Consider the following 11,880-nt stretch of genomic DNA (forward strand, 5'->3'; position numbering starts at 1 on the left):
CGATTATCAGCCGTGCTTTCGGCGTTTCTGCCTGATTGGAGAACCTATGCTGCGCCCCCTGATCCTTGCCGCTACCCTTTTGTGCGCCGCGCCGGCCTTTGCCACACCCGAGGCTTTGATGCCGGGCATTGCCGATGTGGTGGGCGTTGCCGCGAATGATATTTTGAACATCCGCGCCGAACCCAATGCGCAGGCCCAGATCCGTGGCACGTTAAAGCCTGATGCCAAGGGGATCGAAATAACGGGTTTCGACGCTTCGGGAAAATGGGCTCAGGTCAGCATGGGGGAAACATCGGGATGGGCCTCGGGCAAGTTTTTGCGCCTGCGCGGTGATACATGGAAAGCCGATGCGCTGCCTGCGACTTTGGGCTGTTTTGGCACCGAACCTTTCTGGAGCTTGCGCCGCACCAGTGACGGAATGGAGTTTTCCACGCCAGACGGTGCGCCCCGCAAGCTGGAATTGCGCAAAGTCATGGATCGTGGCCTGCCCGAAGACGCCACCCGCGCCTTGATTGCGGGGGATGCTCAGGGGCGCCTGACAGCCGTTATCCAGCCCCAGATCTGCTCGGACGGGATGTCGGATCGCAAGTTTGGCTTGTCGGCAACGGTGATCATGGATGGCGGCAACAGCGCGTCGCGGATGCTGACGGGCTGTTGCTCGATCGCTGCGCGCTAAATCACCCCTTCGGCGCGGGCAAGGGCACGTAACCCCTGGCGGTAATCGGGGTGCAGCAGTTTTATGCCCAATTCCTTGTGCAGGCGCGCATTCGAGACGCGCTTGCTTTCCGCATAAAAGGACCGTGCCATTGGCGTCATCTCGGCCGTCAGGAAATCCTCGGCCGGGGGCAGGGGCAGGCCCATCAGCTGGGCGGCAAAGCCGATCACATCTTCGGGCGGCGCGGGCTCGTCGTCGCAAACATTATAGATCGCGCCGGGATTTGGGGCATCGATCGAGGCCAGCAGAACCTGCGCGATATCATCGACATGGATGCGCGAAAAAATCTGGCCGGGTTTGATGATGCGCCGGGCCGTGCCATTCGCCAGCTTGGCAAAGGGACCACGGCCGGGCCCATAAATGCCCGCGAGGCGGAAAATATGCAGCGGCAGATCATGGGCCTGCGCAAGCGCCTGCCAATCCGCCTCGGCTGCCAGACGCTCTTCGCCGCGTTTGGTCGCAGGCGTCAGCGGGCTTTGCTCATCCACCCAATCGCCGCCACGATCGCCATAGACGCCGGTTGTGGACAAATATCCGATCCAGCGTGCCGGACTGGCGGCGATGGCGTCGCGAAAGGCCGCCAGGACTGGATCGCCATCGGGTCCGGGGGCCGCTGACAGCAAAATCGCATCCGCTTGGGCAATGGCCGAGGCCAGGCTGTCATCCTCGCCCGGCCATAGCAGCGGGATCGCCCCCGCCGCCGCAACCCGTGCGCGATCAGAGCGCGTAGTGCCGATCACTTGCCAGCCCCGGGCCAGCAAAAGCGGGGTCAAGGCCGCCGCTGAATAGCCGTGGCCAAGGACCAGCATCCGCCCGGCCGGACCTGTCGCTGTCGCCTGATCTTTCAGCTCATCGGCTGGGCGGGCCTTGCTTTGCGGGTGGTTGGGGTGATGATTTTCGCTCATACCATATCCTGCAAAATGCTGGCGGCCATTTCATAGGACCGGATCCGGGCCAGCGGATCATGGACATTGCACACCAAGATCAGCTCATCCGGGGTGTAAACCTGGATCAGATCGGCCAATTGCTCGCGCACGGTTGCCGGTGCGCCGATCGCGCTGACCGATAGGGCCTGATCGACATTGCGCATGATATGGGGCGGGATCTCGGTGCTGACATCCGCGACCGGACGCGGCAACAGTCCGGGGTTGCCCATGCGCAGCCGCGCGAATTGCAGCTGCTGACTGCTGCGCAGAAACTGTGCCTCGGCATCGGTTTGCGCGACGATGACATTGACCGCCAACATAAACTTCGGCTCTGCGCCAAAGGGCGTTTGCTGAAAGCGCATCCGGTAAATGCGCAGGGCCTCGTTCAGATCGCCGGGCGCAAAATGGCTGGCAAAGGAATAGGGCAGGCCAAGCGCGGCAGCCAGGCTGGCACCATAAAGCGACGAGCCCAAGATCCAGGTCTCGATCTGGCTGCCTTGTCCGGGCCAGGCGTTGACCGCGGCCTCGGGGCGGGCAGGGCCAAAATAGTTCAGCAGCTCGACGACATCATTTGGAAAGTCATCGTTGCGGCCCATGCCCCGGCGCAGCGCCTGCATGACCGCGCCATCGCCACCGGGCGCACGGCCCAGCCCCAGATCGATGCGGGGGCCGTAAATGGCGTGAAGCGTGCCGAATTGCTCGGCAATGGCCAAGGGCGCGTGGTTGGGCAGCATCACGCCACCCGCACCGACGCGGATCGTTTTCGTATGGGCGGCCACATGGGAAATCATCACCGAAGTCGCCGCCGAGGCGATCCCCGGCATATTGTGATGCTCGGCCAGCCAATATCGGTGGTATCCTGCGGCTTCGGCGGCCTGCGCCAGATCGACGGCGTTCATCATTGCCTGACGCACGTCAGATCCTTCACCTACGGGCGCGAGATCGAGAAGAGAATATTTCATCTGTCACTTTCCTGTCTTTGCTTAACAGATAAGGTGCCTGACCCCCGCTTGCCAGTTCGCAGACCTGCTGGCACTGTCAGGGCGAAAGCGAAGGAGCGTGAAATGACGATTGATAGCCGTGTCTTGCCGGTGGTGACACCCGAACCCGCCAAGCGCGAGCAGTTTGACGATCCGGTTGCCGCCGTTGACCGTCTGACCGAACTCTACGACCTTTCAACGAACTTCCTGCTGGAGAATTTTATCAACACGCTCAAGGGGGGGCGACCGACCGCACGTTACCGCGCCTATTACCCCGAGCTGCGCCTGACGACGACACGCCATTCGGTGACGGATTCGCGGTTGGCCTTTGGCCATGTCTCGTTGCCGGGCAGCTATTCGACCTCGATCACGCGGCCCGATCTGTTCCGCAATTACCTGATCGAGCAGATCGGCCTGCTGATCAAGAACCACGGCGTGCCCGTCGCGGTCGAGTTCAGCGATACGCCCATGCCCGTGCATTTCGCGGTGGCGATGAAAAGCGATCTGAACGTCCCGCAGGAAGGTGTGCTGGATTATTCGCTGCGTGATGTCTTTGACGTGCCTGATCTGGCAACAACGAATGACGACATCGTCAATGGCACGGCCACGACCTATCCCGATGGCAGCCATCCCTTGGCGCCCTTCACGGCGCAACGCATCGATTACTCGCTGGCGCGCCTGTCGCATTACACCGCGACCCTTCCAGAGCATTTCCAGAATTTTGTTCTGTTCACCAACTACCAATTCTATGTCGATGAGTTCGAGGCCTTCGCCCGCCGCGCATTGGCAGATCCGAATTCGGGCTATACGGCCTTTGTCGCGCCCGGCAATCAGGTGCTGGAGCGCCCCGAGGATCTGCTGGTGACCGGGGCAAAGACCCCTCAGATGCCCGCCTATCACCTCAAGCGTGCCGGCGGTAACGGGATCACGCTGGTCAATATCGGTGTCGGCCCATCGAATGCCAAAACCGCAACCGATCACATCGCGGTGCTGCGTCCGCATGCCTGGCTGATGGTCGGCCATTGTGCGGGGCTAAGAAACAGTCAGCAATTGGGCGATTTCGTTCTGGCCCATGCCTATCTGCGCGAAGACCACGTGCTTGACGACGACCTTCCGGTCTGGGTGCCGATCCCGCCTTTGGCCGAGGTTCAGGTCGCACTGCAAGAGGCGGTGGCCGAAGTCACCCAGCTTGAGGGCTACGAGCTAAAGCGCATCATGCGTACCGGCACCGTGGCCACGATCGACAACCGCAACTGGGAGTTGCGCGACAATTCCGGCCCCGTCCAACGACTGTCGCAATCGCGGGCCGTGGCGCTGGATATGGAAAGCGCCACTATCGCGGCCAATGGTTTCCGCTTTCGTGTTCCCTATGGGACGCTGCTGTGCGTTTCGGACAAACCGCTGCATGGAGAGTTGAAGCTGCCCGGCATGGCCACGGAATTTTACCGCACTCAGGTCTCTAATCACCTGATGATCGGGATTCGTTCGATGGAGAAGCTGCGTCAGATGCCGTTGGATCGAATCCACTCGCGCAAGCTCCGTTCGTTCAACGAAACGGCATTTCTCTAGGGAAAACCACACGAAAACCCCATGAAACAACCAATTTTCCGCGCAATCCACTTGAAAGTCTGATTAAAAACTTGTGTAGCGATCCGAGTGCCGCCAAGGTGGCGCCCGGAATTTCCCAATAGGGATCAACGAGGAGACAGAGAATGGCTCAGGCCACTACCAAACCGATGACGAAGACCCAGCTCGTTGCCACTCTGGCCGAGGAAATGGGCAGCGACAAGAAAACCGCGACCGCTGCGCTGGATGCGATCTCGGCTGTTGTCGCACGTGTCGTCGCTGAAGGCGGCGCAGTGACCCTGCCGGGGATCGGTAAAGTTGCGTGCCGCGCACGCCCCGAACGTCAAGTTCGCAATCCCCAGACCCAAGAAATGATGACGAAACCTGCGGATAAAGTCGTGAAAGTCACCATTGCGAAAGCATTGAAAGACAGCGTCAACGCCTGATCCATTTTCGATCACGTGATCTGGGGCCGTGCGATATCGCGCGGTCCTTCGCATTTTTGGCCCCTGCCTGGCGATTTGCGCGCCGCGCGCCTTGACCTTTGCGCCCCGTGACGCGACGACATGACGCAGCAGCAGGGGGACGTGATGGATATCCGCGCGATTGGTATGGGCGTTGCTTTTGCCCTTATGTGGGCTTCGGCCTTTACGACAACGCGCATGATCGTCACGGCCGCGCCCCCTTTGATCGCGCTGGTCATGCGCTTTGCCTTTTCGGCGGCGATCGCCATTCCGTTTGCCTTGGCGCTGGGACAGAACTTCCGGCTAAGCCGCGCCGAGTGGCGTGCCGTGATCCTGTTCGGGATCTGCCAGAATGCGCTGTATCTGGGCCTTAACTGGATTGCGATGCAATGGGTCGAGGCCTCGGCCGCGGCCATCATTGCATCGATGATGCCATTAATCGTGGCGGTGATGGGCTGGGCGCTGATGGGCGATCGGCTAAGACCCATGGCGGTGGCGGGCTTGATCACAGGAATTGTGGGGGTGGCCATTATCATGGGGGTACGCCTGCAGCACGGGCTGAACATTCCGGGCACGGCGCTGTGCCTTTTGGGGGCCGTGGCGCTGGCCGCAGCCACGCTAAGCGCACGCGGGGCAGGGGGCAGCCCCAATATGATGATGATCGTGGGCCTGCAGATGGCAATCGGCGCGCTGGGGCTGGTCATCCCCGCCCTGGTACTTGAATGGGGCCAGCCCGTCGACTGGAGCTGGACGCTTGGCTTTGCCTTCTTGTACACCATTATCGCGCCCGGGATTCTGGCGACTTGGATCTGGTTCAAGCTGGTCCATCGCATCGGCGCTGTGCGGGCCGCAACCTATCACTTTCTGTCGCCATTCTTTGGCGTGACCATCGCAGCCCTTGTCCTGGGCGAGCGGTTTGGCTTTACCGATATTGCCGGGGCGCTGATCGTGGCCGCAGGGATCTTGATGGTCCAGCGCAGCCGCCTGCCTGCCGCCTGACTGGGCACAAGGCCCACCAGCCCCATTCGTGACCAGCCCCAGCCTGTGCGCAGATGCGGCCGTCCTGGGCCTGAGTGGGCGGCTTTGCTTTGGCCCGCGCCCAGTTGCATTACCCGTGTCCGTGTCCGTGTCCGTGGGCTTTGCCTTGGCATGGGCGGCTTGCGGCAATGGTTTGCGTCAGGAACTTGAGGCAGAGCTTGGGGCAGCATCACAGGCGCAGAATACGAAAAGGGCCGCCCCAAGGGCGGCCCGATCCTTTTGCGATATGACGACCGATTAGAAGCGGAAGTTCAGACCGACTTTGACGTTGCTGTACTTGGGGGTCGCTTTGGTAACGGTGCCCGCAGCGTCTTCCAGCGTTTCTTTGCCGAAGTTGGCATATTCATATTCGCCGGTCAGCGACATACGCTCGGTCAGTTTTTTCTCGACGCCCAGGCCGACAACATAACCGGTGCGCGAGAAGCTGTCGTTCACGTCGATGTCTGCGCCGGTGACTTTGTAGTCGACTTTAGCGCGAGCAACACCGGCGATGCCGTATACCAGCATGTCGGGGCTGACTTCGTAGCCGGTCTTCATGCGCAGAGCGAGAACGTTCTTGATTTTCGAGCTGGCTTCGTAGCCACCATCGGTGAACGAATCTTTGACGTTGCCACCTTCGAAGCCCAGTTCCGGACCGAAGACCCAACGGTCTTTCTGCCAGCGGTAGCCGACGCGCACGCCAGCATTTGCACCGCTAAGGTCCAGTTTCTTGAGGTCGGTAACGCCGCCAGCGCCGCCTTCGTTCACACCAACGCGATCCTTGCCTGCGAATGCATAGCCAAGGGTCACACCAGCGTAACCCCCCTGCCAATCACCAGCAGCAGGAGCCACTTCGATCACCGGCGCAACAGCGGCTTCGACGACAGGCGCGGAATAGCCACCAGCGTTTGCCGTGAATGCGGCAGCTGCCGCCAGCGGGGCGGACAGGATCAGCGACTTAAGAATTTGTACACGAGCGGACATAAATGCCTCCGTTTTTTCTGTTAACAGGAAAGTATTACTCCCTCGCCAACGCGACAAGGTTTTCTGACTTTCGGGGGGGACCATAGACAAATAACGCGGCAATTGGGCAACAACAGTCCGTTTGGACCATCACTTTGCCGCGATGCCGTCGTTATTTGCCGTGATAGCCTTAAATGTCTAGATTCTCGACACTTAGCGCGTTTTGCTGAATGAATTCGCGGCGTGGTTCGACCACATCACCCATCAATTTGGTGAAAATGTCGTCGGCCTCGCTCAAATCTTCGATTCGCACTTGCAGCATTGTGCGCGCTTCGGGATCCAAAGTCGTTTCCCAGAGTTGCTCTGGGTTCATCTCGCCCAGACCCTTGTAGCGCTGCAGCGACAGGCCTTTTTCGCCCTCAAGGAAGATCGCAGCCAACAAGCTAAGCGGCCCGGTGATCGGCACATCGCGATCTTTGCGGATCAGATGGGCGGGCTGGCTGTACACCTCTTGCAGCGTTTCGGTCATCGCGCCAAGGCGACGGCTTTCGGCGCTGCGCAGCATCGGCCCATCCAGCAGGCGCGATTCCTCGACGCCGCGCAACACGCGCGACATGCGAATGCCGCCGTCTTGCGTGGGAATGCCGGACCAGCCCCGCTCGAATTCCTCGGCGATCAGGTCAAGGCGGCTGGCGACGGCATTGGCGACGCTTTGGGCATCGGCATCGACGCGACCCGGCAGAAGGGCGCCAGCGATGGCCGCCTGTTCGGTGATGCCGATCGGGTAATGCGTGGGATAGGCGCGCAGAATGCGGCGCACCAGGCGCGCCTCTTCGACGACGCGGGCCAGATCGGCACCGGTGATGTTCTCACCCGAGCCAAGCCGCAAGGTTGCCCCGTCGACCCCTTGCTGGATCAGGTAATCCTCAAGGGCGGCCTCGTCTTTCAGATAGACCTCTGAGCGGCCACGGGCGACCTTGTAAAGCGGCGGCTGCGCGATATACAAATGGCCCGCCTCGATCAGCTGCGGCATCTGGCGGAAGAAGAACGTCAGCAGCAGCGTGCGGATATGGGCGCCGTCAACGTCAGCATCGGTCATGATGATGATCTTGTGATAGCGCAGCTTGCCAAGATTGAACTCATCGCGGCCGATACTGGTGCCAAGCGCGGTGATCAGCGTGCCGATCATTTCCGAGGACAGCATCCGGTCAAAGCGCGCGCGCTCGACGTTCAGGATCTTACCGCGCAGCGGCAGAACCGCCTGATTTTTACGCGAGCGACCCTGTTTGGCCGAGCCACCTGCCGAGTCACCCTCGACGATGAAAAGTTCAGAAAGGGCAGGGTCTTTTTCCTGACAATCCGCCAGCTTGCCGGGCAGCGAGGCGACATCCATCGCCGTCTTGCGCCGGGTCAGCTCGCGCGCTTTGCGTGCGGCTTCGCGTGCCAAGGCGGCCTCGATGATCTTGCCCACGATCTGCTTGGCCTGGCTCGGGTTTTCCTCGAACCATTCGGTCAACTTCTCATTGACCAGGTTTTCGACCGCCGGACGAACCTCGGACGAGACCAGCTTGTCTTTGGTCTGCGACGAGAATTTCGGATCAGGCACTTTCACCGACAACACGCAGGTCAGGCCTTCGCGGGCGTCATCGCCGGTAAAGTCGACCTTTTCACGCTTCGCAATGCCCGAGGTCTGGGCATAGTTGTTGATGACCCGCGTCAGCGCCCCACGGAAACCCGCCAAATGGGTGCCGCCGTCGCGCTGGGGGATGTTGTTGGTAAAGGGCAGTACGGTTTCATGATAGCTGTCATTCCACCACATCGCGACTTCGACGCCGATGCCGCCACGCTCGCCGGTGATGAAAATCGGATCAGTCATGACCGGGGTTTTCGAGCGGTCGATATAGCGCACGAATTCGCGCACGCCGCCGTCGTAATGCAGCTCGGTGCGCAGCGGCTCGGCTGGGCGGTCATCCTCTAGGATGATGCGCACGCCCGAGTTCAGAAAGGCCAGCTCGCGCAGGCGGCTTTCCAGCGTCTTGAAGACATAATCGCGGTTGGTAAAGGTGCCGTCCTTGCCATCCTCTTTGGTCGAGGCAAGAAAGCGGACCTCGGTGCCCTTTTCGCCCGGCGCTGCATCGCCGACCACGCGCAGGTGTTCGACGGTTTCGCCATGTTCGAAGCGCACGAAATGTTCTTTGCCGTTGCGCCAGATGCGCAGTTCCAGCCAATCGGACAGGGCGTTGACCACCGAGACGCCGACGCCGTGCAGACCGCCCGAAACCTTATAGCTGTTCTGGTCGAATTTACCGCCTGCATGCAGCTGGGTCATAATGACCTCGGCCGCCGAGACGCCCTCGCTGGGGTGCATGTCGACGGGAATGCCGCGGCCGTTGTCGCGCACGGAAACCGAGCCATCGGCATGGATTTTGACATGAACAAAGTCGGCATGGCCGGCCAAAGCCTCGTCGATGCCGTTATCGACGACCTCGGTGACCATGTGATGCAGGCCCGAGCCGTCATCAGTATCGCCGATATACATGCCTGGCCGTTTGCGGACAGCCTCTAGGCCTTTGAGAACCTTGATGGAATCGGCGCCGTATTCGTTCGGCTGCTGCTCGTCTGCGCTCATGCGTAAATCATCCTGTCTTGGACCCTCATCTTATAGGGGGCCGGGCCGGGAATGTCACGGGAAAGACCCGGAAACGGGCGATTTCCCCAAGAAAAATCAATGTGGCGGGGCGTCAGGCCAAACCGTCCTGATCCAGAAGGGTCTGGCCCGAGCGGCTTTCGATTTCGATCAGCCATAGATCAGGGTCAAAGCCCGCCTGTTTGCGGGCGGCCTCGTCAATTTCGGCCTCGGGGCCTTCGTGCTGAAGGGTCCATGGCCGGGTGTCGCTGTCAAAGTTCCATTCGCGCGACCATAGGCTGGCCCGCCCGTCCAGGGTTGCGCATTTCACCATGACGGCCCCGGCAGTCTCGTCGCCGCGCCTTAGAATATAGGCAGGGATATTGGCAATTGCCAGTCGGGCAAGATAGGCCGAGACCCAGATCCCGGCCGCCAATCTTGGTTCAGTCAAGGCGGGCCTCAGGCATCGCCGTCTTTGAAGTCGAGGCCCATTTCGCTGTAGCGCTCGCTTTCCTCAAGCCAGTTCTCGCGGACCTTGACCGTCAGGAACAGATGGACCGGACGGCCCATGAATTCGGTCAGATCCTGACGCGCGGCCTGACCCACGGCTTTGATCGTCTCGCCGCCCTTGCCCAGTACGATGCCCTTATGGCCTGCACGTGCGACATAGACGATCTGATCGACCCGTGCCGAGCCGTCTGCCTTTTCCTCCCATTTCTCGGTTTCCACCGTGAGCTGATAGGGGATTTCCTCGTGCAGGCGCAGGGTCAGCTTTTCGCGCGTGATCTCGGCGGCAATCATGCGCATGGGCAGATCGGCGACCTGATCTTCGGGGTAAAGCCAAGGTCCGGCCGGCAGGCTTTCCGCCAGCCATTCAAGCAGGTCGTCGCAACCATAGCCCTTTTCGGCCGAGATCATGAAGGTTTTGACGAAGGGAAAGGCCTCGTTCATCTTTTGGGACAAGGCCAGCAGGACCTCGGCTTTGACGCGGTCGATCTTGTTGATGGCCAGCGCGACCGGACGGTCATCTGCGCGATCTTTAAGCGCATCCAAAATCGCCTGTGCGCCGTCGGTCAGCCCGCGATGGGCCTCGATCAGCATGACGACGATATCGGCATCGGCTGCGCCACCCCAGGCGGCTGCAACCATGCTGCGGTCAAGGCGGCGGCGCGGGCGAAAGATACCGGGCGTGTCGACAAAGACGATCTGGCTGTCGTTTTTCATCGCGATGCCGCGGATGCGCGCGCGGGTCGTCTGGACCTTATGCGTCACGATCGAGACTTTCGCCCCGACCATCTGGTTCAGCAGTGTCGATTTGCCGGCATTGGGCTCGCCAATCAGGGCGACGAAGCCAGCGCGGGTGGTGGTTGCTTCGGTCATTCTTTCGCCTCGATCTGTTCCAGCAAGGCCTGTGCTGCGGCCTGTTCGATGCTGCGTTTGGTTCCGGCGCCTTGCGCCTTGGCCGTGCGGCCATCGTCAAGCCGTACGGTGATTTCGAATTGCGGCGCGTGGTCGGGGCCAGTGCGTCCGGTCTGCAGATATTGCGGGGGTTTCATGCCTTGGGCCTGTGCCCATTCCTGAAGCGCGGTTTTGGCGTCGCGGCTGTCGGCATCGACGGTCTCTAGGCGGCTGGCCCACAGGCGCAAGACCACAGCCTTGGCCTTCTCAAAGCCCGCGTCCAGATAGACGGCGGCCAAGACGGCCTCCATCGCATCGGCAAGCAGCGCCTCTTTGCGGCGCCCCCCCGACAGCATTTCCGAGCGGCCCAGCTTCAGCACCGCGCCCAGTCCGATTTCACGTGCAACATCGGCGCAGGTTTCACCGCGCACCAATGCATTGTAGCGCGGGGCAAGCTGGCCTTCGGTGGCGTTGCGATCGGCAAAGACCAGGGCCTCGGCCACGGTCAGGCCAAGGACGCGGTCGCCCAGAAATTCCAGCCGTTGGTTGTCGGGCCGGGTCGGACTGCCGACCGAGCCATGGGTCAACGCACGAATAAGCAACTCGGGCCGAGAGAACTCATGCCCGAGCTTTGCCGAAAAGGCGCGAATGTCTTCAGATAGCTTCAATGTACCGCCTTGAGGAAGCGATCAGGACGCCACGTCCAGAAATAGAGCAGCGATTTGCCTGCCGCAGAGAACATGATCAGATCCGCGCGCCCGATAAGGTTCTCGGCAGGGACAAAGCCCAGCCCGCCGGTTGCGGGCGAGAAGCGCGAATCTTCGGAATTGTCACGGTTGTCGCCCATGAAGAAATACTGGCCTTCGGGAACCGTGAACTCAGGGGTGTTGTCGACGATCCAGCCATCGGTGATGTTAAGCACATCATGGCTGCGACCGTTCGGCAGGGTCTCGGTATAGCGGTCGATTTTGCATTCGCCACCAGGCGGGACCGGGTCATTCGAGCAGGTCGGCATCAACCCTTGCGGGCCTTGCGGTTCCTTGGTCTCGATGAATTGGGGGGCGGGTTGTTGCGGGGCTTCGACGCCATTGATCCACAGCACGCCGTCTTTCATCTGCACCGTATCGCCAGGCAGGCCGATCAAACGCTTAATGAAATCAACGTCCTTGTTGGGATGACGAAACACCACGACATCGCCACGCTCGGGGTCGGAACCCAGAATGCG

12 protein-coding genes are annotated in these 11,880 nt (G+C 60.8%); 4 read left to right on the forward strand and 8 right to left on the reverse strand.

The features are described from left to right. A partial coding sequence (locus RTS12_RS17470) for a hypothetical protein (RefSeq protein ID WP_312530791.1) occupies positions 1-676 on the forward strand: 676 nt, incomplete at its 5' end. Here the strand turns inward: RTS12_RS17470 and RTS12_RS17475 are convergent. Then, positions 673-1,524, reverse strand: coding sequence for an SDR family oxidoreductase (locus RTS12_RS17475; protein ID WP_312530810.1), 852 nt, complete (start codon positions 1,522-1,524; stop codon positions 673-675). The two genes, RTS12_RS17470 and RTS12_RS17475, sit on opposite strands and share 4 nt — an antisense overlap. Before the next feature lie 92 nt (positions 1,525-1,616). Further along, the gene (locus RTS12_RS17480; RefSeq protein WP_312530793.1) at positions 1,617-2,603 is read right to left on the reverse strand and encodes an LLM class flavin-dependent oxidoreductase; all 987 of its coding nucleotides are present in this window, start codon (positions 2,601-2,603) and stop codon (positions 1,617-1,619) included. Between the two features lie 102 nt (positions 2,604-2,705). Between RTS12_RS17480 and RTS12_RS17485 the strand changes: the two genes are divergently transcribed. The 3 genes from RTS12_RS17485 (at position 2,706) to RTS12_RS17495 (ending at position 5,650) form a co-directional block, all read left to right on the forward strand. Continuing rightward, positions 2,706-4,190 (forward strand): AMP nucleosidase, encoded by a 1,485-nt coding sequence (locus RTS12_RS17485; RefSeq protein ID WP_312530795.1) that lies wholly within the window; start codon positions 2,706-2,708, stop codon positions 4,188-4,190. Positions 4,191-4,333: 143 nt separating this feature from the next. Further along, positions 4,334-4,633, forward strand: coding sequence for an HU family DNA-binding protein (locus tag RTS12_RS17490; protein ID WP_312530797.1), 300 nt, complete (start codon positions 4,334-4,336; stop codon positions 4,631-4,633). 144 nt (positions 4,634-4,777) lie between these two features. Then, a complete protein-coding gene (locus RTS12_RS17495; RefSeq protein WP_312530812.1) occupies positions 4,778-5,650 on the forward strand; it encodes a DMT family transporter in 873 nt (290 codons plus the stop codon). A 276-nt stretch (positions 5,651-5,926) separates the two neighbouring features. Here RTS12_RS17495 and RTS12_RS17500 read toward each other — a convergent pair whose 3' ends face one another. From RTS12_RS17500 to lepB, 6 genes are all read right to left on the reverse strand, one after another. Then, positions 5,927-6,652 (reverse strand): outer membrane protein, encoded by a 726-nt coding sequence (locus RTS12_RS17500; RefSeq protein WP_312530799.1) that lies wholly within the window; start codon positions 6,650-6,652, stop codon positions 5,927-5,929. Between the two features lie 169 nt (positions 6,653-6,821). Then, a complete protein-coding gene (gene gyrB / locus RTS12_RS17505; RefSeq protein WP_312530801.1) occupies positions 6,822-9,260 on the reverse strand; it encodes a DNA topoisomerase (ATP-hydrolyzing) subunit B in 2,439 nt (812 codons plus the stop codon). 112 nt (positions 9,261-9,372) lie between these two features. Beyond that, on the reverse strand, positions 9,373-9,708 hold the full coding sequence (locus RTS12_RS17510) for a DUF1491 family protein (protein WP_312530803.1): 336 nt from the start codon (positions 9,706-9,708) through the stop codon (positions 9,373-9,375). 8 nt (positions 9,709-9,716) lie between these two features. After that, the gene (era, locus tag RTS12_RS17515; RefSeq protein ID WP_312530804.1) at positions 9,717-10,637 is read right to left on the reverse strand and encodes a GTPase Era; all 921 of its coding nucleotides are present in this window, start codon (positions 10,635-10,637) and stop codon (positions 9,717-9,719) included. Further along, positions 10,634-11,323, reverse strand: a complete 690-nt coding sequence (gene rnc / locus RTS12_RS17520; RefSeq protein ID WP_312530806.1) for a ribonuclease III — start codon at positions 11,321-11,323, stop codon at positions 10,634-10,636. The genes era and rnc overlap by 4 nt, the downstream gene beginning before the upstream one ends. Next, on the reverse strand, positions 11,320-11,880 hold a 561-nt coding region (lepB, locus tag RTS12_RS17525), incomplete at its 5' end, for a signal peptidase I (RefSeq protein WP_312530808.1). The genes lepB and rnc, both read right to left, overlap by 4 nt.

The organism is Paracoccus sp. (in: a-proteobacteria) (genome assembly GCF_032007265.1).
Taxonomy (GTDB): domain Bacteria; phylum Pseudomonadota; class Alphaproteobacteria; order Rhodobacterales; family Rhodobacteraceae; genus Paracoccus.